The following is a 24,046-nucleotide window of genomic DNA, read 5'->3' as shown; positions in this document are numbered from 1 at the left end:
CGATCCCTTCCGGCGGTGAGTGGTCCGACCCGACGCTAGGGACGGCGGCGAGCCGCTGTCGTCGACCGCCGGGCCGCTCGTGCTGCACCCAAGGGAGGAGGCGCCTCAACCCTGGGGGTGGAACTTCGTCGCGACGCTCGGTCCCGGGGCAGCTGTCGTTCTACGGTGTGCTCGTGTCCACGACCGCTCGCTCGCGTCGGCCTCGCTCCGCGGGTGACGTCGCGCTGGCCGTGGGGATCAGCGCGCTGGCGCAGACCGACGTCTGGGCCCCGGACCTCGCCGTGTGGGGTGACGACCCCGTCCCTGGTTCGCAGCCGCTCAACAGCGTGTTGTTCCTCCTCGTCACGGCCCCCGTGGCGTGGCGCAGGTCGGCTCCACTCGCAGCGACGTGCGTGGCGATGGCGGCGGTGGCGGTGCAGGCCGTGACCAGCCAGGACGCGCCGATCGGGCTGCTGCTCGTCGCCCCCGGCCTCGCGCTCGTCTATGCCGTGGGGTGCTACGCGGACCGCGTCCGCGGCTGGATCGGGCTCGGCGTCACGGCCTGCGCGACGGCCGTGCACGACGCCTTCGACGCCCAGATCCGCACGGCACAGGACGTGGGCGAGGCGTCGTACTGGTGGTTGGTGCTGGGCTCGACCTGGCTGGCCGGCAGGTACGTCGCCTCCCGGCGCCGCACCCGCGAGGCTCAGGAGGCGGAGGCGGAAGCGGTGGCCGCGGAGAGGCTGAGGATCGCCAACGAGCTGCACGACGTGGTGGCGCACGGGGTGAGTGCCATCGCCCTGCAGGCGGGGGCCGCGCTGGAGCTCCTGGACCGATCGCCGGAGCGGGCCCGGGCGCCGTTGGAGGCCATCGAGCGCACCGCTCGCGAATCGTTGGTGGAGATGGGAGCGCTGGTCGGCATCCTCCGGCAGGGGGAGGAGCCGGCTGCGGCACAGCCGTCGCTCCGCCAGCTCCCGGCGATGGTCGACCGGGCGCGCGCCGCCGGCCTCGCGGTCGAGGTGCGCACCGTGGGCGAGGCGCGGACCTTGCCGCCGGGCATCGAGCTGTCGGCGTACCGCATCGTGCAGGAGGCGGTGACCAACGCGTTGAAGCACGCCGGCCGCGGCGGCCGCGCGGTGGTCCTCGTCGAGCACCGGTCCGACGAGCTGAGGCTCACGGTCACCAGCACCGGAGAGCCGTCCGGCGTGACGGAGGGTCGGGGACACGGCCTGGTCGGGATGCGCGAGCGGACCGCGCTGTACGGCGGGACCGTGCACGCCCGACCGACCAGCGACGGCTTCGTCGTCGAGGCGACGTTGCCGCTACGGGGCGAGCCGACCCGCAGGGCGGTGCTGCCGTGACCGTCAGGGTGCTGCTGGCCGACGACCAGGCGTTGGTGCGGACCGGGCTCCGACTGATCCTCGAGGCTCAAGAGGGGCTCGACGTCGTCGGCGAGGCGGAGGACGGCGCGGTTGCGGTGCAGCTGTGCCGCGAGCTGCGGCCCGACGTCGTGCTGATGGACCTCCGGATGCCCGGCACGGACGGGGTCGAGGCCACGCGCCAGGTGACGAGTCTCGGGTTCGAGCCGCTCCCGAAGGTCGTCGTGCTCACGACCTTCGACCGGGACCGCCACGTCTACGACGCCCTGCGGGCGGGCGCCACCGGCTTCCTCACCAAGGACGTCGCCCGCGACGTCCTCGTCGACGCGGTGCGCCTCGCCGCTGCCGGCGAGGCGCTGCTCGCGCCCGCGCTGACCCGCCGGCTGATCGAGCAGTTCGTCACCATGCCCCGTCCCGGTCCCGAGCGCCCGGCCGAGCTCGAGCCTCTGACCGACCGGGAGGTGGACGTGCTGCGGCTGGTCGCGCGAGGACTCTCGAATGCCGAGGTCGCGGAACGGCTCGTGCTGGGAGAGGCGACGGTCAAGAGCCACCTCAACCGGATGCTGGCGAAGCTCTCGCTGGCCAATCGCACCCAGGCCGTGGTCCTCGCCTACGAGTCGGGGTTGGTGCGACCCGGCGAGCCGGACGTCAGCTGTCGAGGTGCTCGACGTCCTTGAAGCCGGTCTCCGTGTGCCGGATCCGGCGGTTGACGAACCAGGTGAACAGCCAGAGCGCGACGCCGACGAGGATCATCACGCCGGCGATGCGGTACTGGATCATCTGCTCGTCGGTCCGCGCCCAGGGGCCGATCAGGTAAGCACAGAACACCGCACCCAGCACCGGCGCGAACGTGGGCGCCCGGAACGACTCCCGGTGCGGGTCGTCCCGGCGGAGGACGAGGGCGGCGACGTTCACCACCGTGAACACGCACAGCAGGAGGAGCCCGGTCGTCCCGGACAGCGCGGTCACCGAGCTGTCGGCGAGCTGGCTCACCACGACGATGAGCACCAGCGCGATGCTCGTGGTGAACGCGATCGCGGTCCACGGCGACCGACGGCCAGGAAGAACGGAGCCGAGGTGGCGCGGCAGGACGTCCTGCCGCGCCATGCCGTAGATCAGCCGGCTCGCCATCAGCATGTTGATCAGCGCGGTGTTGGCGACCGCGAAGACGGTCAGGAACGGGAAGATCGTGCCGGCGGGGAAGTCCGGCAGCCCCTGAGTGACGACCGTGAGGAGCACGCCCTCCTCGGTGCCGGCGCCCTCGGCGATCTCGTCCAGCGAGAGCACCATGACGACGGCGACCGCGACCAGCATGTAGATCACCACCGCGATCCCCAGGCCGGTGAGCATGGCGCGGGGGAACACCTTCCGTGGGTCCCGGGTCTCCTCGACCATGTTGACCGAGTCCTCGAACCCCACCATCGAGAAGAACGCGATCGCGGTCGCGATGGTCACCGCGACGATCGCGCTCACGTCGCCGGTCCCGGTGAACTCCACGACCCGTGAGGGCTCGGCTCCGTTCCGGGCCATCGCGTAGAACCCGATCGCGATCACGATGGCGAGCGCGAGCAGCTCCACCAGGGTGAGCACCACGTTGAACTTCACGCTCTCGTTGACGCCGCGCAGGTTGATCAGCGCGAGGAGCAGGATGAACAGGAGCGCCACGACCACGGCGGTGGTCTCGCCGGTGGGCACCGAGAACCACTCGAGTCCGCCGTCGTCCCCGACGGTGCGGTCGAGGCCGATCAGCAGGTTGCTGGCCAGCAGCCCGGAGGAGGTCGAGGCGCTCGTGATGCCGGAGCAGACCACCGCGAACGCGACCAGGAAGGTGACGAAGTGGAGCCCGAACGCCTTGTGGGCGTAGAGCGCGGCGCCGGCGGCCTGGGGGTACTTGGTGACCAGCTCGAGGTAGGCGAGCGCCGTCAGCCCGGCGACCGTGAAGGCGAGGAGGAACGGCAACCAGGCCATCCCGCCGACCTGCGCCGCGATGTCGCCGGTGACCGCGTAGACACCGGCGCCGAGGATGTCGCCGACGATGAACAGCAGCAACAGCTTCGGCCCCATGACGCGCTTGAGCTCGGAGGTGCCTTCCTCCTTCGGCACGTCGGCCGCTGCGGTGTGCTCGACCATGACCCGCTCCTCACGTGAGTCCCCCGCGGGAAGGAATGCCCCGCTCGCTGACGCTTCACACAGGCTGCCCGCCCACGATCGGGTGCAGACTGGGGTGGTGAGCACGTTCGACACCGACCACGACGTCCTCGAGCCCCGCGACGTGCTGCTCGGGCGCACGACCCACGTCCGCCGGCTGCTCCCGCACAAGGTGCGCCGGACGGTGGGCGCGTGGTGCTTCCTCGACCACTACGGGCCCGACGACATCAAGGAGGTCGGGGGGATGTGGGTGCCGCCGCACCCGCACACCGGGCTCCAGACGGTGACCTGGCTCTTCGAGGGGCTCGGCCGGCACACCGACAGCCTCGGCTCCGACCAGCTGATCCGGCCGGGCCAGCTCAACGTCATGACCGCGGGGCACGGCATCTGCCACGCCGAGGTTTCGCCGGAGGACGCCCCGCGGCTCCTCCACGGCGTCCAGCTGTGGGTGGCGCTGCCCGACGAGCACCGGGACTCCGCGCCGGCCGACTTCACCCACCTGGCCGAGCTGCCGTCCTTCGCCGAGGACGGGGTGCGGGTGACCGTGATGGTGGGGTCGCTCGCGGGTCACGCGTCCCCGGCTCCGGCGTACTCCCCGCTGGTCGGTGCGGAGCTGCGGATGGAGCCGGGCGCCTCGGTCACGCTGCCCGTCGAGGCCGGGTTCGAGCACGCCGTGCTCGCCGTGGACCACCCGCTCGAGGTGGCCGGCGCCCCGCTGGAGCGCCACCGGCTCGTGCACCTGCCCGAGCGGAGCGCCACGCTGACCGTCGGCGCCCCCGAGGGCGGCATCGCGCTGCTGCTGGGCGGCGAGCCCTTCCAGGAGCAGCTGGTGATGTGGTGGAACTTCATCGGCCGCAGCCACGAGGAGGTCGTCGAGATGCGGGAGGCCTGGAACGGCTCCGGGGTGGACGACGTCCCCGAGCGGTTCGGCCAGGTGGCCGGGTTCGACGGCCCCCGGCTGCTCGCCCCGCCGCTCCCGAACACCCGGCTCAAGGCGCGCTGAGGCGGAGGAGTGACTGGACAACTTCTGGGAAACCTGTGGCAAAAGCGACAGAAGTGCCGCACAATAGAGCCCACAACTGCAGACCGCTGACCGTGCTCCCGGTCGGGATCCATCCGAGATCGCTGGGGAAGGCGTACCTCGCGCCGGATCACCATCAGGGAGGCCACGGTGACTTCACGTCAAGCGACCAGAGGCGTCATCTACGTCCACTCGGCGCCGTCCGCGCTGTGCCCGCACATCGAGTGGGCGCTCGGGGGCGTGCTCGGCAATGCCGTCAGCCTGGAGTGGACGCCTCAGCCTGCCCAGGCGGGGGCCTACCGGGCCGAGTACTCCTGGGTCGGTGAGGTGGGCACGGCCGCAGCGATCGCCTCCGCGCTGCGCGGCTGGAACCACCTCCGGTTCGAGATCACCGAGGAGCCGACGACCTCCACCGAGGGGTCGCGCTACTCCTACACCCCCGAGCTCGGGGTCTTCCACGCCGTCACCGGCATCCATGGGGACATCATGATCCCCGAGGACCGGCTCAAGGCAGCGGTCGTCAAGGCGACCCTCGGGGAGTCCACGTTGGAGCTCGAGGTCGAGCGGCTGCTCGGCAAGCCGTGGGACGACGAGCTGGAGACGTTCCGCCACGCCGGGGACGGCGCGCCCGTACGCTGGCTGCACCAGGTCGTCTGAACCACACGCCGGGGGAGATGTGCACAGCCTCGTCTACGTCAGCTCGGCCACGGAGCTCCTCGACCGTGACGAGCTGGAGCAGTTCCTCGCCGTGAGCCGGCGCAACAACGCCGCCGCCGGCATCACCGGGATGCTGCTCTACAAGGACGGCAACCTCATGCAGGTGCTGGAGGGCGAGGAGCCGGCCGTCCGCGAGACCTACGCGCGCATCGCCCTGGACGCGCGCCACCGGGGACTCCTGGTGCTCCTCGAGGACACCGTCGACCAGCGGCAGTTCGAGGACTGGACGATGGCCTTCCGCGACCTCGAGACCGACGAGGCGAAGGCGGCGCCGGGTTACAGCGCGTTCCTCAACACCCCGCTCGACGGACCGGAGCTCACCGAGGACCCGGGTGCGGCCCGCCGCCTGTTGACGACGTTCAAGGAGTCGATGTAGCGCGCAGCTCGCGCTCCAGCGGCGTGGGGAAGCTCGGCACCACCGCGGTGCCCCCGAGCGTCTTCTCGAGCCGCACCCGCTCCGCCTCGACCGCCTCGACGGCCTCCGTGCCGCGCTCGGCCAGCAGCCGGACGGCGACCGTCCCGTCGGCGCGCACCGCCCAGCCGCCGACGACCTCGCCGCCCCACCACACCGTGGGGCCGATGTTGCCGAAGGTGTCGTAGAGCGGCCGGCTGTCCTCGGGGAGGAACCACTCCCGCTGCTTCCACCCCATCGGGGTCGCGTCGAGCGCCGGCAGCAGCGCGGCGGTCGGCGCCGGGGGCTCCACCGGGTCGGCGTCGTCGGCCAGCACGTGGCCCGCCTCCGTGGTCACGACATCAAGTGCGGCGAGCGCCTTGCGGGTGGTTCCGAGCGGCCACCCCGTCCACCAGGCGACGTCGGCCTCGGTGGCGGGCCCGAAGCACCGGAGGTACGCCTCGGCCAGGGCGGCCCGCGCGTCGCCGGGCTCGGCGATCCCGTCCGGCCAGCACGTCGACGCTGCCGTCCAGGTGTGCTGGCGGGAGGTCCAGGAGCCGAGCGGACGGTGGCGCACCAGCCGCCCCTCGGTGCCCATGAGCACGAGGACCTGCGAGGTGACGGCCCGCCGGACGTCGTACTTCTTGGTGGTGCGGGGGAGCAGCGCGGTCCGCAGCCCGGGGACCGCCTTGGCCAGCTGCGCGCCGGAGGCGGTGCCCAGCTCGCGCACCGCCTGCTCGACCTCGCCCTCCAGCGCCCTCAGCCAGCCGTCGACGTCGTCGGGCAGCTCGGGGTCGGTGGGTCCGGTGGTGAGCTCCTTGACGAGCCGCCGGCGCAGCGTCGCGGCCACGTCGAGCGAGGCTCCGTGGTGCACCACCGGGACGTGCTCGGCGGGGACCACGAACATCGTGCGGCGCATCGCCATCATCCGCACGAGCGAGCGGGCCTCGTAGAGGGCCTCCGCCACGTCGTCGTACGACGCGGTGCGGCAGCGGCTCAGGACCGAGAGGTACACCGTCGCGGGATCGGTCGCGTGGAGCGCGAGCACCGCACGCGCGGCAGCCACCGGGTCCGCGGCGTCGCCGCGGAGGTGGTGCCGGACCACCAGCCGTGCCCTGCGCTGCTCCACGCTGCCGACGTCCACCCGCCCATCATGGCGGAGCAGCGGCGGCTCAGAGCGGGATGTTGCCGTGCGAGCCGCGCGCGCCGGGGTGCGCGGTGAGCGCCTCGGCGATCGCGTCCGCCAGCGCCTGCCGGGTCTCGGCCGGGGAGACGATCTCGTCGACGACCCCGATCTCGACCGCGGCCTCGACCCCGCCGGCGATCCGCTCGTGCTCCGCGGCCAGCTCGTTCTCCACCTGCGTGCGGAGCTCCGGGGCGACCTCGAGGAGCTTGCGGCGGTGCAGGATGCGGACGGCGGCGACCGCGCCCATCACGGCGACTTCCGCGCCGGGCCAGGCGAAGACCTTGGTGGCGCCGAGCGAGCGTGCGTTCATCGCGATGTAGGCGCCGCCGTAGGTCTTGCGGGTCACCAGCGTCACCCGCGGCACCGTGCACTCCGAGAAGGCGTGCAGGAGCTTGGCGCCGCGGCGGACCACACCGTCCCACTCCTGGCCGACGCCGGGGAGGTAGCCGGGCACGTCGACCAGCACGACCAGCGGGACGCCGAAGGCGTCGCACATCCGCACGAACCGGGCTGCCTTCTCCGCCGAGGCGGAGTCCAGGCAGCCGCCGAGGCGCAGCGGGTTGTTGGCGACCACACCGACGGTGCGTCCGCCGAGGCGACCGAGGGCAGTGACCACGTTCGGCGCCCACTTCGCGTGCAGCTCGACGACGGTGCCCTGGTCGAGGACCCCCTCGACCAGCGGGTGCACGTCGTAGGCCCGCTTCTTCGACTCCGGAAGGAGCGTCGCGAGGTCGCGCTGCTCGACCTGCTCGGGCGTCATCACGCCCTGGCTGCCGAGCAGGGCCGCCACGTCTCGGGCGTTCTGCAGGGCCTGGGCCTCGCTGTCCGCGAGCAGGTGGACGACGCCGGAGCGGCGGCCGTGCGGCTCGGGGCCGCCGAGCCGGAGCATGTCGACGTCCTCACCGGTGACCGAGCGGACCACGTCGGGACCGGTGACGAAGATCCGCCCCTCGGGACCGAGCACGACCACGTCGGTCAGCGCCGGGCCGTACGCCGCGCCCCCGGCCGCAGGACCGAGCACTACCGAGATCTGCGGGATCCGGCCGGAGGCCAGCGTCATCGCGTGGAAGATCTCACCGACCGCGTGGAGGGAGCGGACCCCCTCGGCGAGCCGAGCGCCGCCGGAGTGCCACAGCCCGACGATCGGGACCCCGTCGGCCATCGCCCGTTCGTAGGCACGGACCACGACCTTGCAGCCGACCTCGCCCATCGCGCCGCCCATGACGGTGGCGTCGGAGCAGAAGGCGACCACCGGGGTGCCGGCCACCGTGCCGACGGCGGCGAGCATGCCGCTGTCGTCGTCCTCGCTGATCAGCCGCAGCGACCCCTCGTCGAGGAGCGCGGCGAGCCGGAAGTTCGGGTTGCGCGGGTCCTGCTCGCGGGGCAGCTTCGGGCGGCGTGCCTGCGCGGGCGGGGCCGCGGGCGCGGTGGTGGTGGTCATGCGGTCTCCAGACGTCAGACGCTGCGGAAGGCGATGGCGACGTTGTGGCCGCCGAAGCCGAAGGAGTTGTTCAGCGCCGCGAGGTCGCCCTCGGGCAGGTCGCGCTTGGTCGACGCCAGGTCGAGCCCGACCTCCTCGGGGTCGTCGAGGTTGATCGTCGGGGGGACGACCCGGTCGCGGAGCGCCAGCACGGTCGCCACCGACTCCAGCGCCCCGGCCGCACCGAGCAGGTGGCCGGTCATCGACTTGGTCGAGGTGACCACGACCCGCTCGGCTGCGGCGCCGAGCGCCTCGCGGATCGCCATCGCCTCCGCGACGTCACCCAGCGGGGTCGAGGTGGCGTGCGCGTTGATGTGCGCGATGTCGGACGGCTCGAGGCCGGCTTCGACGAGCGCGCGCTTCATCGCCCGGGTGGCGCCGAGCCCCGCGGGGTCCGGCTGGGCGATGTCGTGGGAGTCGGCGGTGATGCCGGCCCCGGCGGCCTCGGCGTACGCCGTCGCGCCGCGCGCCTTGGCGTGCTCCTCGGACTCGAGGACGAGCACCGCGGCGCCCTCGCCCATGACGAACCCGTCGCGCCCCTTGTCCCACGGACGGGAGGCCTTGTCGGGCTCGTCGTTGCGCTTCGACAACGCCATCATCTGACCGAACGCGGCCATCGGCAGCGGGTGCACGGCCGCCTCGGTGCCGCCGACGACGACGACATCGGCGCGGCCGAGCCGGATCAGGTCGATGCCCTGGGCGATCGCCTCGTTGCCGGACGCGCAGGCCGACACAGGTGTGTGGACGGCGGCCTTGGCGCCGATCGCGAGACCGATGCTCGCGGCCGGGCCGTTCGGCATCAGCATCGGGATCGCGAGCGGGGAGACCCGGCGCGGGCCCTTCTCCTTCAGCGCGTCGTAGTTGGTGAGCAGCGTCTGCACCCCGCCGATGCCGGACGCGAGCGCGACCGCGACCCGCTCGGGGTCGGTGCCGTCGCCGTCGCCGTCACCGAGCGCGAACCCCGCGTCCGCCCACGCCTCCAGCGCCGCGACCAGCGCGAGCTGGCCCGAGCGGTCGAGGCGGCGGGCCTTGACCCGCTCCAGCACGTCGGAGGGGTCGACGGCGACCTCGCCGGCGATCTGGGTGCCGAGGTCGCCGGCCCAGTCGTGCTTGATGGTGTCGATGCCGGACTGCCCGGACAGCAGGGCGGACCAGGTGCTGGTGACGTCACCACCGACCGGGGACGTGGTCCCCAGGCCGGTCACGAGGACGCGGGTGGTCATGGAGGCTCCTCAGGAGGTGGGGCGGTGGTGCAAGGACGGCTCAGGAGGGCGCCGGCAGGTGCGCCGGCGCGGGCTCAGCCCTGGGCCTTGTCGATGTAGTTGACGGCGTCGCCGACGGTCTTGAGGTTCTTGACCTCGTCGTCGGGGATGCGGACGCCGAACTTCTCCTCGGCGGCGACGACGATCTCGACCATCGAGAGCGAGTCGACGTCGAGGTCGCCGATGAACTCCTTGTCGAGCTGGACGTCGGCGGCGTCGACGCCGGCGATGTCCTCGACGATGGCGGCGAGGTCGTTGAGGATGTCGGTCTGGGTGGCCATGGGGGCTCCTCCGTGGGTTGGCTGCGTGGGTTGTTGTGAGTTGTCGCGTGCGTTGTTGCGGGGGTGGTGCGTGCCGGCGCTTCGTCGCGCGGGCGGTCAGGGGACGGTGACGACCTGGGCGGCGTAGGCCAGCCCGGCACCGAAGGCGATGAGCAACGCGGTGTCACCGCTCTTGGCCTCGCCGTCCTCGATCAGCCGGTCGAGCGCGAGGGGGATCGAGGCCGCCGAGGTGTTGCCCTGCTCGGCGATGTCGCGGGCGATCGCGACGTGGTCCGGGAGCTTCATCGAGCGGGCCATCGCGTCGATGATCCGCATGTTCGCCTGGTGGGGCACGAACACGTCGAGGTCGTCCACGGTGATGCCGGTGCGGTCGAGGGCCTCGTGGGCGACCTTCGCCATCTCGAAGGCGGCCCAGCGGAAGACCGCGTTGCCCTGCATCGTCAGGTGCGGCATGCGCGGGTTGTCCGACGCGATCACGTCGCGCCAGTCCTCACGCTGCCGGATCAGGTCGGACTGCTCGCCGTCGGAGCCCCAGACGACCGGGCCGATGCCGGGCTCGTCGGAGGGGCCCACCACGACCGCCCCGGCGCCGTCTCCGAAGATGAACGCGGTGCCGCGGTCGGTGAGGTCGAGGATGTCGGAGAGCCGCTCGACGCCGATCACCAGCACGTACTTCGCGCTGCCGCCGCGGATCATGTCCGAGGCGAGCGCGACGCCGTGGCAGAAGCCGGCGCACGCGGCGCTGATGTCGAACGCGGCCGGCCGGTCGAGGCCGAGCTCGTGGGCGATCAGGGTCGCGACGGCGGGAGTCTGCATCAGGTGGGTGACGGTCGCGACGACGACGCCGTCGACCTGCGCCATGTCGAGCCCGGCGCGTTCCACCGCCGTGCGGGCGGCGGCGACGGACATCATCTGCACCGTCTCCTCCGGGGTGGCGAAGCGGCGCTGCTTGATGCCCGAGCGCTGCTGGATCCACTCGTCGGAGGAGTCGATCGCCTCGATGATCTCGCTGTTCGGCACCACCAGGCTGGGGCGGTAGACCCCGAGCCCCAGGATGGCGGTGTGCTGCGCGCCGGTCGCGGTGGGGGGCAGGCTCATGCGGGCACGCCCTCGGGGTGGAGCCGGATCAGCGGCTGGCCGGGAGAGACCAGGTCGCCGTCCTCGACGAGCCACTCGACGATCGTCCCGCCGTGCGGGGCGAGGACCGGCGTCTCGGCGCGGGAGCTGGCCACCGCGCCGATCGTGGCCTGCGCGGGGACGGTGCCCCCGGCGGCGTACGCCGAAGCCTGGCGGAAGGTGCCCTTGGACGGGGCCACGAGCATGCGCCAGGTGGGCGAGGTGTCGATCGCCGACGGCGAGCCGTGCTTGTCGACGAACGCACGCGCGTCGTCGAGCTGGTCGGGGGTCTTCAGCGCGAAGGTCTCGACGCCCTTCATCGCGCGCTTGGCGATGCCGGTGAGGGTGCCGGCGGGCGGCATCTCGAGGATCCCGGTGACGCCGAGGTCGAGCATGGTCTCCATGCACAGGTCCCACCGCACGGGGTTGGCGACCTGGGAGACGATCCGGTCGAGCACCTCACGGCCGTCGTGGACGACGTGGCCGTCGCGGTTCGAGATCACCGGGGTGCGCGGGTCGTGGGTCGACACGGCGGCGGCGAGCCCGGCGAGCCGGCTGACGGCCGGCGCCATGTGGGTGGTGTGGAACGCGCCGGCGACCGAGAGCGGGGTGAGCCGGGCGCGGGCCGGCGGGTCGGCGGCGAGCGCGGCGAGCTGCTCCACCGTGCCCGCCGCGACGACCTGGCCGGGGCCGTTGTCGTTGGCCGCGGTCAGCCCGTGCTCCTCGAGCTTGGCGAGGACCTCCTCGCGGACGCCGCCGAGGACCGCGGTCATGCTGGTGGGAGTCGCGGCGGCGGCCTGGGCCATCGCGCGGCCGCGCTCGCGGACCAGGACCATCGCCTGCTCGGCGGTGATCGCGCGGGCACCGGCGGCGACGGCGAGCTCACCGACGCTGTGACCGGCGACGGCGCCGATCTTGCCGAACGCGTCCGCAGGGTGCGGGAAGAGCTCCAGCGCGGTCACCAGCGCGGTCGCGACCAGGAGCGGCTGGGCGATCGAGGTGTCGCGGATGGTCTCGGCGTCGGCCCTGGTGCCGTAGTGGACCAGGTCGAGGTCCGCGACGGCGGAGAGCCAGCGCATCCGCTCGGCGTACGTCGGGTCCTCGACCCAAGGCTGGAGGAAACCGGGCGACTGGGCGCCCTGTCCGGGAGCGACGATGACGAGCATGGGTTCAACTGTGCCCGGCACGGACCGCAGATTCTGCTCAGCCACGCACGAAGAATGCGGGCGCGCCTTTGTAGGAACCCTACAAGTGGACTACGGTTGTTGCTCGGTTGCCCGCTGCGCCTCCAACCGGCCGAGCGCCAGCGCGATGCGCAACGTGAAGGCGTCGCGCGCCTTGTTCGGCGCCAGCCCCGTCACGTCGTGGATGCGCCGCAGCCGGTAGCGCACGGTGTTGGGGTGGACGAAGAGTGCCCGCGCCGTTCCTTCGACCGAACCGCCCTGGTCGAGGAAGGCCGTCAACGTCTCCAGCAGCTCGTGCCCCGCGCCCTGCAGCGGAGCGTAGATCCGCACCACCAGGTCGCGCCGGGCGATCGGGTCGTCGTCGAGCGCGCGCTCGGCGAGCACGTCCTCGCTGGTGACCAGCCGCGGGGTCGCCGGCCACCCGGTGGCGGCCCGCAGCCCGGCCACCGCGTCGGCCGCCGAGCGGTGGGCCTGGAGCAGGTCGCTGACGAGCGGTCCGACCACGACCGGGCCGTCCCCGAAGTGCCCCTCGACCGCTGCGCCCGCCTTGTCCGGATCCGACACCCCGCCGAGGATCACCACGAGTCGGTCGCCTTGCACCGAGCCGAGGGCCTCGAGCCCGGCCTGGTGCGCCGTGGTGCGGAGCTCGTCGACGACGCCTTCCCGGGCGGGCTCGGGCGAGGGTGCGGGCCCGACGACCACGACGACGTCGCCGGACTCCCGCCACCCCAGCGCGCTCGCCCGGGTGCGCACGGTGTCGGCGCCCTCGCCGCGCATCACCGAGTCGACGACGAGCGCCTCGAGCCGGGCGTCCCACGCCCCCCGCATCTCCGCCGCGTGCGCGTAGACGTCGGCGGTGGCGAACGCGAGCTCCCGGCCGTAGCGCAGGACGCTCTCGCGCACCTCGGCGGCGTTCTCCGGCGCGACCGCGCGGGCCAGCTCGCTCTCGGCCACCTCGATGCTGAGCCGGACCATGGCGACGGTCTGCTGCAGCGTGATCACCCCGGCGAACGAACGGGGCGCGTTGCCGAACACCTCGGTGGTCAGCGGCGGAGGGGTCTGCTCGGGGGAGCGGTACCACCCGATGAAGCTGTTGTAGCCGGCCTGCAGGATCATGCCGATCCAGGCCCGCTGCTCGGCGGTGAGCTCGGCGAACCACGGCATCTCCCGCTCCATGCGGGCCAACGAGGTCTTCGTCAGGTCGCCCACGGCGCGCTGCAGCTGCTGCGCGACGCGCGAACGGGATGCCGTCTTGGCCATGGCTCCAGCGTAGGGGGAGGATGGGGTGACGGCGGTGGTCCGACCGCCGGCGACGACCGGGCCAGGGGGTGGTGGCGATGGCTGACCCGCTCGAGGTCCGGCACGTCACCATCCACGGGCACCGGCGCGCCTACGTCAAGACCGGCAGCGGCCCTGCCGTGCTGCTGCTCCACGGCATGGCCTGCGACCACACGACCTGGGCTCCGGTGATCGAGAAGCTCGCCCGGCACCACACCGTGATCGCCCCCGACCTGCTCGGCCACGGCCGGTCCGACAAGCCGCGGGCCGACTACAGCGTGGGCGGCTACGCCAACGGCATGCGCGACCTGCTCACGGTGCTCGGCGTCGACAAGGCGACGGTCGTCGGCCACAGCCTCGGGGGCGGGGTGGCGATGCAGTTCGCCTACCAGTACCCCGAGCGCACCGAGCGGCTCGTCCTCGTCGCCCCGGGCGGGCTCGGCTCGGAGGTCACCCACCTGATCCGGGCGGTCACCCTCCCCGGGTTCCACCAGGCGCTGGGGGTGCTGACCCTGCCGGTGCTCCGGCACGCCGCCACCGGCGCCCTGCGCGCCGCTGCTCAGCTTCCCCACCCGGCCGTCCGCGACCTCGACGAGATCGCCGCGATGGTGGAGGCGCTGCGCGACCCGAGGGCCCGCCGGGCGCTGCGCCACGTGGTCCGGGCCTGCGTCGACCTGCGCGGGCAGGTGATCACGATGGTGGACCGGGCCTACCTGACCGAGGAGCTCCCGCTGTGCGTGGTGTGGGGCACCGCCGACCCGGTGATCCCGGCCGCGCACGCCGACACCGTGCGGCAGATCGCCCGCACCGCCCGGGTCGAGCTCGTCGAGGGCGCCGGCCACTTCCCGCACAAGGCCGACCCCGACGCGTTCGTGGCGCTGGTCGAGGAGTTCATCCGCACCACCCGCCCGGCGAGGTACAGCCGGGCGCGGTGGCGGGCGCTCCTCCGACGAGGAGCGCCCACCGAGGTCGCCGTCCCGGACAGCCGGGTCGTCACCTCGATCGCCTGAGCGGACGGTGGACCGGGTGACCGGTCAGGCGTCGCCGCCCTCCTGCTTGACCCCGGCGACCGCGGTCGGGTCGTCGATCCGGTAGGTGTCGAACGCCTTCTGGACCGTCTCGCGGTCGACCTCGCCGCGCTCGGCGAGCGCCGCGAGCGCCTGCACCACGACCGACTCGGCGTCGACGTGGAAGTAGCGCCGGGCCGCCGGCCGGGTGTCGGCGAAGCCGTACCCGTCCGTGCCGAGGGCGTGGTAGTCGCCGGGCACCCACTTGGCGATCTGGTTCTGCACCGCGCGCATGTAGTCCGAGACCGCGACGAAGGGGCCGTCGGCGCCCTGCAGCTTCTCGGTGACGTACGGCGTGCGGGGCGACTCCGACGGGTGCAGGAGGTTCCACTCCTCGACCGCCACGGCGTCGCGGGCCAGCTCGTTCCAGGAGGTGACCGACCACAGCGAGGCCGCCACGCCCCAGTCCTCGGCGAGCATCCGGGCGGCGTCGCGGATCCACGGGAACCCGACGCCGGAGGCCATCAGCTGCACCTCGGGGGCGCCGTCGGGGGCGTTCGAGGGCGGACCCTCGACCTTGTAGATCCCCTTGAGCAACCCCTCGACGTCGAGGTTCTCCGGCTCCTTCGGCTGGACCAGCGGCTCGTTGTAGACGGTGAGGTAGAAGATCACGTCCTCGCCGTGCGGGTGCTCGTCGGTCGAGCCGTACATCCGCTCGAGGCCGCTCTTCACGATGTGGCTGACCTCGTAGGCCGCCGCCGGGTCGTAGTGGACCACCGACGGGTTGGTCGCCGCGAGCAGCGGCGAGTGGCCGTCGGCGTGCTGGAGCCCCTCACCGGTCAGCGTGGTGCGACCGGCGGTCGCGCCGATGAGGAAGCCGCGGGCCAGCTGGTCGCCCATCGCCCACATCCAGTCGCCGGTCCGCTGGAACCCGAACATCGAGTAGAAGATGTAGAACGGGATCATGTGCTCGCCGTGGGTGGCGTAGGCCGAGCCGGCGGCGATCGTCGAGCCCATCGAGCCCGCCTCCGAGATGCCCTCGTGGAGGAGCTGGCCCTGCGGGGACTCCTTGTAGGCGAGGAGCAGCTTGCGGTCGACCGACTCGTAGGTCTGCCCGTGCGGGTTGTAGAGCTTCTGGTTCGAGAACATCGAGTCCATGCCGAACGTGCGGAACTCGTCCGGGGCGATCGGCACGATGCGGTGGCCGATCTCCTTGTCCTTGACGAGGTCCTTGATCAGCCGGACCAGCGCCATGGTGGTCGCCACGGGCTGCTTCCCGGAGCCCTGCTTGAGCTCGTCGTACACCTTGTCGCCGGGGAGCTTGAGCGGCTTGGCGCGCACGACCCGCTTGGGCAGGGAGCCGCCGAGCTGCTGGCGCCGCTCGAGGAGGTACTCCGTCTCCGGAGCCTTCTCGCCGGGGTGGAACAGCGGGGGAGCGCCGGTCCGCTCGTAGGCCTCCTCGATGTCGCGGTCGCTGATCGGGAGGTAGAGCCGGTCGCGGAACCGCTTGACGTTGTCCGGCGTCAGCTTCTTCATCTGGTGGGTGGCGTTGCGCCCCTCGAGCGCCTCGATCGTCCACCCCTTGATGGTCTTGGCCAGGATCACCGTCGGCTGGCCGACGTGCTTGGTCGCGGCGTCGAAGGCGGCGTAGACCTTGCGGTAGTCGTGGCCGCCGCGCGGGAGCTTGCGGATCTGCTCGTCGGTCATGTGCTCGACCATCTTCCGCAGCCGCGGGTCACCGCCGAAGAAGTTCTCGCGCACGTAGTCGCCGGACTCGACCGAGTAGGTCTGGAACTGGCCGTCGGGCGTGGTGTTCATCTTGTTGACCAGCACGCCGTCGACGTCCCGCGCGAGCAGCGGGTCCCACTCCCGGCCCCACACGACCTTGATGACGTTCCAGCCGGCGCCGCGGAAGAACGCCTCGAGCTCCTGGATGACCTTGCCGCTGCCGCGGACCGGGCCGTCGAGCTGCTGGAGGTTGCAGTTGATGACGAAGGTGAGGTTGTCGAGCTCCTCACGGGCGGCCAGCCCGATGGCGCCGAGCGACTCGGGCTCCCCCATCTCGCCGTCACCGAGGAACGCCCAGACGTGCTGCTGGCTGGTGTCCTTGATGCCGCGGTTGTGCAGGTAGCGGTTGAACCTCGCCTGGTAGATCGCGTTGAGCGGCCCGATGCCCATCGAGACCGTCGGGAACTCCCAGAAGTCCGGCATCAGCCGCGGGTGGGGGTACGACGGGAGCCCCTGGCCGGGGCCGTGCTGGACCTCCTGGCGGAACCGCATGAGCTGTTCCTCGGTCAGCCGGCCCTCGAGGAACGCGCGGGCGTAGATGCCGGGGGAGGCGTGGCCCTGGATGAAGACCTGGTCGCCGCCGCCGGGGTGGTCCTTGCCGCGGAAGAAGTGGTTGAAGCCGACCTCGTAGAGCGAGGCGGAGGACTGGTAGGTCGCGATGTGCCCGCCGACCTCGAGCCCCTTGCGGTTCGCCGCGGAGACCATGATCGCGGCGTTCCACCGGAGGAAGGCGCGGATCCGCCGCTCGACCTCCTCGTCGCCGGGGAACCACGGCTCCCGCTCCGGCGGAATGGTGTTGATGTAGTCGGTGCTGCGCAGTGCCGGGACGCCGACCTGCTTCTCCCGCGACCGCTCGAGCAGCTTCAGCATGACGTAGCGGGCGCGCTCGCGGCCGCGGTCGTCGATCAGCTCGTCGAGGGACTCGATCCACTCGCGGGTCTCGTCCGGGTCGATGTCGGGTAGCTGGGTCGGGAGGCCCTCGTGGATCACCACCGGACGCTCGCGCTCCTGGGACGGGTTCTTCTGGGGGTTGTCAGTCGCCACGGCTCCATCCTGTCAGCCTCTGTGAAGTACTCGCGAGTAGTGACGTTGGTCGGCTGCCGGGGGACCGGGACGGGCCATTCCCGGGGTGCCTTCGGGCGTACCGGTTGCACCGGCGTGTCCTTTCCGGTGGACTACGCGCACACACGAGACACGTCAGGTGGGGCCGCCCGGGTTCCGCCCGAACAGAGTGGAGGACCACACCGTGAGCGCGACCCCCGGCGGGGCGGACACCGGCAAGGCGCAGGGCGTTGGCGCGCGGATGGGGCTCGGCCCCGGATCCGTCGTCCAGGAGCTGGGGTGGGACGAGGACGTCGACGACGAGCTCCGCATCCAGATCGAGGACACGATCGACGCGGACATGGTCGACGGCGACTACGGCAACGTGGTCGACGCGGTGGTCCTGTGGTGGCGTGACGGTGACGGTGACCTGACCGACGCGCTCATGGACGCGCTCACCGACCTGACCGGCGGCGGTGTGATCTGGCTGCTGACCCCCAAGGTCGGGCGGCCGGGCGCGGTGGACGCCGCCGACATCACCGAGGCGGCCCCGATCGCCGGGCTCGCGGTGACCACCACCACCTCGATCAGCAAGGACTGGACCGCCACCCGACTGGCGGCCCCCAAGTCGGCCGGCCGCTGACGCTCCCGGCCCGTGTCCGGGCCCACTGTCGAGCCGCGGTCGAGCCGCGGTCGAGCCGCGGTCGAGCCGCGGTTGGGCCCGCGGCGGGGTGGGCATCAGACCGGGGAGTAACCAGGCGGCCACCGGGTGCGTTGGACCGAACGGGTCCGGTCGACCGACCGGACCACGTCCACCTGAGGAGCACCTGTGTTCAACGCCGGCCGATCGACAGGCGTGGTCAGCGAGAGCATCACCAAGCTGCGGGTGCTGGGGAGCACCGGCATCGTCCGCCCGTACTCCCCGGTCACGCTGGCCCGGCTGGGCCGGACCCTGCAGCAGTGGGGGGTGGGGCCGGCGGGCGGCTTCGCCGCGCTCGCCGTGCGCAACCCGGACGGCGTCGCGCTCGTCGACGAGCTCGGCGAGCTGACCTACCGCGAGCTGGACGAGCGGGCCACCGCGCTGGCCGACTCGATGCGCCGCCTCGGTGTCGGCCCGGACAGCGGGGTCGCGCTGATGGCGCGCAACCACCGCGGCTTCGTCGAGGCGACGGTCGCCGCGGCGAAGCTGGGGGCGGACCTGCTCTACCTCAACACCGCCTTCGCCGGCCCCCAGCTCGTCGAGGTACTCGAGCGGGAAGGGCCCACCGTCGTGATACACGACGAGGAGTTCACCGGCATGCTCGAGGATGCCGCCGACGTCACCCGGGTCCTCGCCTGGGTCGACAGCGACCCGGGGGCGCTCGGCGGGACGCCGACGCTCGAGGGGCTGGTCGCGGGGGGCTCGACGTCCGCGACGTTCTCCCCGCCGGAGAAGCCGAGCCGGATCATCATCCTGACCTCCGGCACCACCGGCACCCCGAAGGGCGCGCCCCGCAACAAGGCGGGCATCGACGACGCGGTCGCGCTGCTCTCCCGGATCCCGATGAAGCGCGGCTGGACCTGCCACATCGCGGCGCCGCTGTTCCACACCTGGGGCTTCGCGCACATGGCGCTGTCGATGTTGCTGGAGACCCGCATCGTGCTCCGGCGGAAGTTCGACCCGGAGGGGTGCCTCGAGGCGTGCGCGGAGAGCCACGCCGACTCGCTGGTGGTCATCCCGGTGATGTTGCAGCGGATCATGCGGCTGTCGTCGCAGACCCTCGACTCCTACGACCTGTCCACCCTCAAGGTCGTCGCCGCGTCCGGGTCGTCGCTCCCGGGTGACCTCGCCCAGCAGTGGATGGACCAGTTCGGCGACAACCTCTACAACACCTACGGCTCGACCGAGGTCGCCTACGCCACGATCGCGAACCCGCAGGAGCTCCGCGAGGCACCGGGCACGGCCGGCCGGCCGCCCCACGGCGCGGTGGTCAGGATCCTCGACGAGGACGGCAAGGAGGTGCCGACGGGGGAGACCGGCCGGATCTTCGTCGGCAACGGGATGCTCTTCGAGGGCTACACCGGCGGCGGCAACAAGGACATGGTCGACGGGCTGATGAGCAGTGGGGACGTGGGCCGGTTCGACGAGGCGGGCCGCCTCTTCGTCGAGGGCCGGGACGACGAGATGATCGTCTCCGGCGGCGAGAACGTGTTCCCCCAGGAGGTCGAGGACTGCCTGACCCGCCACGAGGCGGTCCACGAGGTGGCCTGCATCGGCGTCGACGACGAGGAGTACGGCAAGCGGCTCAAGGCGTTCGTCGTACTCGAGGACGGCAAGGACGTCGACGAGGACACCCTCCGCGAGCACGTGAAGTCCAACCTGGCCCGGTACAAGGTGCCGCGCGAGTTCGTCTTCATGGACGAGCTGCCGCGCAACGCGACCGGGAAGCTCCTCAAGCGCACGCTCGAGGAGGAGGGTGCCGACGCGCGGAGCGAGGGCACGGGGGATGATGGCTCCGACGGCGCCGCAGCGGGGGACGGCGGGAACCAGCAGGAAGAGCAGGACGTGAACGCGTGACGGGACTCCCGGACGGCACTGCCGCACCGGACTTCGCCCTCCGGGACCAGCACGGCCAGCAGGTCGCCCTCAGCGACCTGCGGGGGAGCCGCAAGGTCCTGCTCGTCTTCTACCCCTCGGCGTTCTCCAGCGTCTGCACCGGTGAGCTCTCCGAGCTCCAGCAGGCGTGGACGACCTTCGCCAGCCACGAGGTCGAGATCCTCGGGATCTCCTGCGACCCGATGTTCTCGCTGCGGGCGTTCGCCGACTCCCACGACATCCACTTCCCGCTGCTCTCCGACTTCTGGCCGCACGGGGCGGTGGCGTCGGCGTACGGCGTGTTCAACGAGGCGACCGGAGCGGCGCTGCGCTCGACGTTCGTCATCGACCGGGCCGGCACGGTGGCCTGGTCGGTCCACAACGCGATGCCCGACGCACGCAGCCTGAAGGAGTACGCCGAGGTGCTCGACCGGATCTCCTGACCCGCCGGTCAGCAGCCCCAGGCAAAACCTCTGAGCAATTCTGCCCGTTCGACTGACAACGGGTGCCTTCGTTGTGCAGAATGCTGTCTCAGCGGCCGCTGGTGACCCGAGACGCCAGCGGTCGCCCTATTTTTCCCTGCCCTCGGAGCGGTTTCTTCGGGTCTGTGCAGACTTCGCCGTTTCACTCCCCGGCCCGAGTCGCTGGGCTACCGTCGATGCAATGCCCGGGTGACCTCGTCCACATCGCGGTGAGCCCCACGGGCAGGCGGCGACGACCGACCGGACGGGGAAGGAGCTCACGTGTCCCGGTGGCATCTCGGTGAGCTCGGCTCGCGGGTGCGTGACGCGTTCCCCCGTGGCGGCGCCCTGCCGGCGCACGTGTGGTCGGCGCGGCACCGTGGCATCTGCGTCCTCCTGTGGCTCCACGTCGGGGCGCTGCCGCTGGTCGGGACCATCCGCGGCGACGGGTTCGTGCACTCCCTCCTGGAGACCGCACCGGTCGCGGCCCTCGCGCTCGGAGCCTGCCTCGAGGTGTTCAGCCGCGGCACCCGCTCCTCGCTGGCGACGGCAGGGCTGGTGGCGAGCTCGGCGGCCCTCGTGCACTTCTTCGACGGCCTCATCGAGATGCACTTCCACTTCTTCGTGATGATCGCCGTCGTCTCGCTCTACCAGGCGTGGCGCCCCTACCTGATCGGGGCGGGGTTCGTGCTCGCCCATCACGCGATCGCCGGCCTGCTGGCCCCGGAGAAGGTCTTCAACCACAGCGCTGCGGAGTCGAACCCGGCGCTGTTCGCCCTGGTCCACGGCGGCTTCGTCCTCGCCGAGAGCGCCGCCTGCCTGGTCTTCTGGAGGGTCACCGAGGACGCGCTCGATGCCGAGCGGGCGCGGCACGAGCAGCTGCAGGAGGCCAACGTCGCCCTCTCGCGGGCGAACCAGGAGATCTCCGACCTGGTCGCGATGCTCTCCCACGACCTGCGCACCCCGCTGGCGGTGGTCAACGGCTTCGCCGAGATGGCGATCGATTCCTGGCCGCACCTGAGCGACGACGAGCGGCTGGAGTTCATGCGCCGCGTCGAGCAGTCCGGGCGCCAGCTCCAGCAGATGGTCGACGACACCTTGACGGTCTCGGCGCTCTCGGCCGACGGGATCCAGCCCCGGGCGGTCGCGGTGCGGGTGGACCAGGAGGTCCGCGACCTCCTCGAGGCACTCCAGCGGCCGCTCCCCGGCGTGGACCTCACCGGGCTGGGGGCGGCGTCGGCGATGGTCGACCGCGGGCACCTCTCCCAGGTCATGACGAACCTGATCACGAACGCTGCGAAGTACGGCGAGGCGCCGTACTCCATCGGCAGCTGGCGGGTCGGCGACGAGGTCGTCGTCCGGGTCAGCGACGGCGGACCCGGGGTGACCCCGGCGTTCGAGCGCCGCCTGTTCGACCGGTACACCCGCTCCGACGAGGCCCGCGCAGGTGAGTCGAAGGGCACCGGGCTCGGCCTCTTCATCGCCCGCAGCCTGGTGGTCGCCAACGGCGGCGAGATCAGCTTCGCCCGGCCGCCCGGCGGCGGGGCCGCCTTCTCGATCGTGCTGCCGGCTGCGCAGCTGGCCAGCGAGGACCGCGCCCGGGGCGAGCCGACGGTCACCCTCGCCGGCAGCTGAGCGGCGACCCCCGGCCTCAGCTGCGGTGCGCGGGCGCGCGGGCCGCGCGGCCCTGCGCCGAGCGCCGCAGCAGCGGCATCACCCGGGGCGCCACCAGCTCGGACAGGATCACCACGCTGGTCGACCGACGGACCGCCGACAGCCGGGTGAGGTGCAGCAGCGTCTCCTGGAGCTGCTGATGGGAGTCGGCCGCCACCTTGCACAGCACGTCGTAGGTGCCGGTCGTGACGTGCGCCTCCAGCACCTCGGGCAGCGCCTCGAGGTCGGCGGCGAGCTCGTCGAGGGCACCCTGAGCGATCTCCAGCGTCACGAAGGCGGAGACCGGGAAGCCGGCCGCCTCGAGGTCGATGTCCGGGCCGTAGCCGGTGACGACGGCCTCCTCGAGCCGGCGGAGCCGGGCCTGGACGGTCGCGCGCGCCACGCGGGTGATCCGCGAGAGCTCGAGCGCCCCGGCCCGCGGGTTCTCCTTCAGTGCCTCGAGCAGCGCCAGGTCGAGCCGATCGATCACGCCGTCGGTCACGGCCCCTCCTAGCTAGTCGCAGCGACCAGTTTATCGCTGCTCGTGCCGGTCGAGATGGCCGTTCTGACCACCTCGTGGTGTGCATCTTGCCTCGTCGGACCCGCGATGGGTATGCCTGCAGGATGACCGGCGCACCGATGACGAGCTCCACCGAGCGGCTGATGGCCCTGACGTCAGGATCCCGGGAGGGCGCGCTGCTGCATGCGGCCGCGATCGTGACCCGGGCCTGGCGCTCCTTCGACGCCCCCAGACCGGGACAGCCCGCGACCAGCCCCGAGACCGAGCGGCTCACCGGTGAGCCGCTGCCGGGGGCGCCGTCGGACGCGATCGAGGTCCTGGGGCTCGCCGAGAAGGTACTCGATGAGAGCCTGTCGCAGAGCCGGCCGCGCTACTTCGCGTTCATCGGCTCCTCGGGGCTGGAGGTGGCGGTCCTCGGCGACCTGCTCGCCGCCTGCCACGACGTGAACATGGCGGTGACCGCGCACGCCGCCGACCTCGTCGAGGCGCAGACCGCCCGCTGGGTCGGCGAGTTCATCGGCTACCCGGCCGCTGCCGGCTACTGCACGAGCGGCGGGATGGTCTCGAACCTCACCGCGCTCAACGCCGCCCGCGAGCGCGCGCTGCCGGGCGCCCGGGCGCAAGGGATGGGCGGCCACCGGGCCGCGGTCTACGTCGGGGCCGAGGCGCACGCCTCGGTGACCCGCGCCGCCGAGGTGCTCGGTGTCGGGGCTGCGAACGTGCGCCGCATCCCCGTCGATGCCGCCCACCGGATGGACGTCGAGGCGCTCCGCGAGGCCCTCACCGCCGACCGCGCCGAGGGGATCACCCCGGTCGCGGTCGTCGCCACCGCCGGGACCACCCTGACCGGTGCGGTGGACCCGCTCGCCGCCATCGCCGACGTCTGCGCGGAGCACGGCGTGTGGATGCACGTCGACGGTGCGTACGGCGCTCCCGCGGCCGCCACCCAAAGCGCCGGGCCGCTCTTCGAGGGGCTGGCCCGGGCGGACTCGGTCTCGGTCGACGCCCACAAGTGGATGTACGTCCCCAAGGCGTGCAGCTGGCTGCTGGTCCGCGAGGGCGCGTCGTTGGGGGCGGCGTTCGCCCACGAGTCGGCGTACATGCTCCACGACGACGAGGCGCCCGAGCCGCACGCGGTCGACAACACCCTGGAGTACTCCCGGCCCTTCCGGGCGCTGAAGCTGTGGCTGGCACTGCGGGTGCACGGCGCCGACGCTTTCCGGGTCGCCATCGAGCGCAACCTCGAGGAGGCCCGGCTCCTCGCCGACCTCGTGCGTACAGCGCCCGACCTCGAGCTGCTGAGCGAGCCGATGCTGAGCGTCGTGCCGTTCCGCCACCTGCCGCGCTCCGGCGACGTCGACGTGCACAACAGGCGGCTGGTCCGCGCCCTCCAGGAGGACGGCAGCTTCTGGGTGAGCGACGCGGTGGTGGACGGCAAGGCGTGCCTGCGGCCGTGCTTCACCAACTACCGGACGCGCGAGGACGACGTCCGGGCGCTCGTCGACGAGGTGCGGGCGATCGGGGAGCGGCTGCAGGCCGGCTGAGCCGACCTGTACCCTCGTCCGGTCGTGCGCCCCTC

At 72.3% G+C, this 24,046-nt stretch carries 21 protein-coding genes; 11 read left to right on the top strand and 10 right to left on the bottom strand.

Features of this window, described 5'->3' with window-relative positions:
* Nucleotides 1-173: 173 nt before the first annotated feature.
* Nucleotides 174-1,340: a sensor histidine kinase gene (locus tag FIP57_RS19685; RefSeq protein ID WP_148575259.1), complete on the top strand. Its 1,167-nt coding sequence runs from the start codon at nucleotides 174-176 to the stop codon at nucleotides 1,338-1,340.
* On the top strand, nucleotides 1,337-2,035 hold the full coding sequence (locus FIP57_RS19680; protein WP_148575258.1) for a response regulator transcription factor: 699 nt from the start codon (nucleotides 1,337-1,339) through the stop codon (nucleotides 2,033-2,035). The genes FIP57_RS19685 and FIP57_RS19680 overlap by 4 nt, the downstream gene beginning before the upstream one ends.
* Here FIP57_RS19680 and FIP57_RS19675 read toward each other — a convergent pair.
* A complete protein-coding gene (locus FIP57_RS19675; protein WP_148575257.1) occupies nucleotides 2,007-3,488 on the bottom strand; it encodes an APC family permease in 1,482 nt (493 codons plus the stop codon). The genes FIP57_RS19680 and FIP57_RS19675 overlap by 29 nt on opposite strands.
* A 97-nt stretch (nucleotides 3,489-3,585) precedes the next feature.
* Between FIP57_RS19675 and FIP57_RS19670 the strand changes: the two genes are divergently transcribed.
* The 3 genes from FIP57_RS19670 to FIP57_RS19660 all read left to right on the top strand — a co-directional run bounded on the left by FIP57_RS19670 (nucleotide 3,586) and on the right by FIP57_RS19660 (nucleotide 5,620).
* Nucleotides 3,586-4,509 (top strand): pirin family protein, encoded by a 924-nt coding sequence (locus FIP57_RS19670; protein ID WP_203231354.1) that lies wholly within the window; start codon nucleotides 3,586-3,588, stop codon nucleotides 4,507-4,509.
* A gap of 168 nt (nucleotides 4,510-4,677) precedes the next feature.
* Complete coding sequence (locus FIP57_RS19665) at nucleotides 4,678-5,184, top strand: DUF3145 domain-containing protein (RefSeq protein WP_148575255.1); 507 nt, start codon at nucleotides 4,678-4,680, stop codon at nucleotides 5,182-5,184.
* Nucleotides 5,185-5,203: 19 nt separating this feature from the next.
* Nucleotides 5,204-5,620: a BLUF domain-containing protein gene (locus FIP57_RS19660; protein ID WP_148575254.1), complete on the top strand. Its 417-nt coding sequence runs from the start codon at nucleotides 5,204-5,206 to the stop codon at nucleotides 5,618-5,620.
* On the opposite strand, the gene FIP57_RS19655 is transcribed toward FIP57_RS19660, so the two are convergent.
* The 7 genes from FIP57_RS19655 to FIP57_RS19625 form a co-directional block, all read right to left on the bottom strand.
* Nucleotides 5,604-6,779 (bottom strand): winged helix DNA-binding domain-containing protein, encoded by a 1,176-nt coding sequence (locus FIP57_RS19655; protein ID WP_148575253.1) that lies wholly within the window; start codon nucleotides 6,777-6,779, stop codon nucleotides 5,604-5,606. The genes FIP57_RS19660 and FIP57_RS19655 overlap by 17 nt on opposite strands.
* A 28-nt stretch (nucleotides 6,780-6,807) precedes the next feature.
* Nucleotides 6,808-8,262 (bottom strand): acyl-CoA carboxylase subunit beta, encoded by a 1,455-nt coding sequence (locus FIP57_RS19650; protein ID WP_148575252.1) that lies wholly within the window; start codon nucleotides 8,260-8,262, stop codon nucleotides 6,808-6,810.
* A gap of 14 nt (nucleotides 8,263-8,276) precedes the next feature.
* The gene (fabF, locus tag FIP57_RS19645) at nucleotides 8,277-9,524 is read right to left on the bottom strand and encodes a beta-ketoacyl-ACP synthase II (protein WP_148575251.1); all 1,248 of its coding nucleotides are present in this window, start codon (nucleotides 9,522-9,524) and stop codon (nucleotides 8,277-8,279) included.
* A 74-nt stretch (nucleotides 9,525-9,598) separates the two neighbouring features.
* Complete coding sequence (locus FIP57_RS19640; protein WP_148575250.1) at nucleotides 9,599-9,844, bottom strand: acyl carrier protein; 246 nt, start codon at nucleotides 9,842-9,844, stop codon at nucleotides 9,599-9,601.
* 96 nt (nucleotides 9,845-9,940) lie between these two features.
* The gene (locus tag FIP57_RS19635; RefSeq protein ID WP_148575249.1) at nucleotides 9,941-10,942 is read right to left on the bottom strand and encodes a beta-ketoacyl-ACP synthase III; all 1,002 of its coding nucleotides are present in this window, start codon (nucleotides 10,940-10,942) and stop codon (nucleotides 9,941-9,943) included.
* Nucleotides 10,939-12,126, bottom strand: a complete 1,188-nt coding sequence (locus tag FIP57_RS19630) for an acyltransferase domain-containing protein (RefSeq protein ID WP_148575248.1) — start codon at nucleotides 12,124-12,126, stop codon at nucleotides 10,939-10,941. Before FIP57_RS19630 ends, FIP57_RS19635 begins: the two co-directional genes overlap by 4 nt.
* A 90-nt stretch (nucleotides 12,127-12,216) precedes the next feature.
* Nucleotides 12,217-13,404, bottom strand: coding sequence for a PucR family transcriptional regulator (locus tag FIP57_RS19625; protein ID WP_148575247.1), 1,188 nt, complete (start codon nucleotides 13,402-13,404; stop codon nucleotides 12,217-12,219).
* A 77-nt stretch (nucleotides 13,405-13,481) separates the two neighbouring features.
* On the opposite strand from FIP57_RS19625, the gene FIP57_RS19620 reads away from it, so the two are divergent.
* Complete coding sequence (locus FIP57_RS19620; protein ID WP_148575246.1) at nucleotides 13,482-14,432, top strand: alpha/beta fold hydrolase; 951 nt, start codon at nucleotides 13,482-13,484, stop codon at nucleotides 14,430-14,432.
* 24 nt (nucleotides 14,433-14,456) lie between these two features.
* Here the strand turns inward: FIP57_RS19620 and aceE are convergent, their stop codons facing one another.
* Entirely contained in the window at nucleotides 14,457-17,261 is a 2,805-nt protein-coding gene (gene aceE, locus FIP57_RS19615) for a pyruvate dehydrogenase (acetyl-transferring), homodimeric type (RefSeq protein ID WP_148575245.1), read from the bottom strand.
* Between the two features lie 202 nt (nucleotides 17,262-17,463).
* Here aceE and FIP57_RS19610 point away from each other — a divergent pair, with 202 nt between their 5' ends.
* The 4 genes from FIP57_RS19610 (at nucleotide 17,464) to FIP57_RS19595 (ending at nucleotide 21,929) form a co-directional block, all read left to right on the top strand.
* A complete protein-coding gene (locus FIP57_RS19610) occupies nucleotides 17,464-17,901 on the top strand; it encodes a DUF3052 domain-containing protein (RefSeq protein WP_275266181.1) in 438 nt (145 codons plus the stop codon).
* 186 nt (nucleotides 17,902-18,087) lie between these two features.
* Nucleotides 18,088-19,815, top strand: a complete 1,728-nt coding sequence (locus FIP57_RS19605; RefSeq protein WP_238993605.1) for an AMP-binding protein — start codon at nucleotides 18,088-18,090, stop codon at nucleotides 19,813-19,815.
* Nucleotides 19,812-20,276, top strand: a complete 465-nt coding sequence (locus FIP57_RS19600; protein WP_148575244.1) for a peroxiredoxin — start codon at nucleotides 19,812-19,814, stop codon at nucleotides 20,274-20,276. Before FIP57_RS19605 ends, FIP57_RS19600 begins: the two co-directional genes overlap by 4 nt.
* Nucleotides 20,277-20,576: 300 nt before the next feature.
* On the top strand, nucleotides 20,577-21,929 hold the full coding sequence (locus FIP57_RS19595; RefSeq protein ID WP_148575243.1) for a sensor histidine kinase: 1,353 nt from the start codon (nucleotides 20,577-20,579) through the stop codon (nucleotides 21,927-21,929).
* 16 nt (nucleotides 21,930-21,945) lie between these two features.
* Here the strand turns inward: FIP57_RS19595 and FIP57_RS19590 are convergent, their stop codons facing one another.
* On the bottom strand, nucleotides 21,946-22,449 hold the full coding sequence (locus FIP57_RS19590) for an Lrp/AsnC family transcriptional regulator (RefSeq protein ID WP_148575242.1): 504 nt from the start codon (nucleotides 22,447-22,449) through the stop codon (nucleotides 21,946-21,948).
* A gap of 122 nt (nucleotides 22,450-22,571) precedes the next feature.
* On the opposite strand from FIP57_RS19590, the gene FIP57_RS19585 reads away from it, so the two are divergent.
* Nucleotides 22,572-24,011: a pyridoxal phosphate-dependent decarboxylase family protein gene (locus tag FIP57_RS19585; protein WP_148575241.1), complete on the top strand. Its 1,440-nt coding sequence runs from the start codon at nucleotides 22,572-22,574 to the stop codon at nucleotides 24,009-24,011.
* Nucleotides 24,012-24,046: the final 35 nt, after the last annotated feature.

Source organism: Nocardioides caldifontis, assembly GCF_008087345.1.
GTDB classification, from domain to species: domain Bacteria; phylum Actinomycetota; class Actinomycetes; order Propionibacteriales; family Nocardioidaceae; genus Marmoricola_A; species Marmoricola_A caldifontis.
The sequence above is the reverse complement of the archived record's forward strand: the minus strand, read 5'-3'. Positions and strand labels throughout refer to the sequence as shown.

What these genes read in the sequence shown, in the direction of transcription:
- FIP57_RS19675 (WP_148575257.1), bottom strand. Translation starts at nt 3,488, where the DNA reads ATGGTCGAGCACACCGCAGCGGCCGACGTGCCGAAGGAGGAAGGCACC.
- FIP57_RS19650 (WP_148575252.1), bottom strand. Translation starts at nt 8,262, where the DNA reads ATGACCACCACCACCGCGCCCGCGGCCCCGCCCGCGCAGGCACGCCGC.
- fabF (WP_148575251.1), bottom strand. Translation starts at nt 9,524, where the DNA reads ATGACCACCCGCGTCCTCGTGACCGGCCTGGGGACCACGTCCCCGGTC.
- FIP57_RS19640 (WP_148575250.1), bottom strand. Translation starts at nt 9,844, where the DNA reads ATGGCCACCCAGACCGACATCCTCAACGACCTCGCCGCCATCGTCGAG.
- FIP57_RS19635 (WP_148575249.1), bottom strand. Translation starts at nt 10,942, where the DNA reads ATGAGCCTGCCCCCCACCGCGACCGGCGCGCAGCACACCGCCATCCTG.
- FIP57_RS19630 (WP_148575248.1), bottom strand. Translation starts at nt 12,126, where the DNA reads ATGCTCGTCATCGTCGCTCCCGGACAGGGCGCCCAGTCGCCCGGTTTC.
- FIP57_RS19625 (WP_148575247.1), bottom strand. Translation starts at nt 13,404, where the DNA reads ATGGCCAAGACGGCATCCCGTTCGCGCGTCGCGCAGCAGCTGCAGCGC.
- FIP57_RS19620 (WP_148575246.1), top strand. Translation starts at nt 13,482, where the DNA reads ATGGCTGACCCGCTCGAGGTCCGGCACGTCACCATCCACGGGCACCGG.
- FIP57_RS19585 (WP_148575241.1), top strand. Translation starts at nt 22,572, where the DNA reads ATGACCGGCGCACCGATGACGAGCTCCACCGAGCGGCTGATGGCCCTG.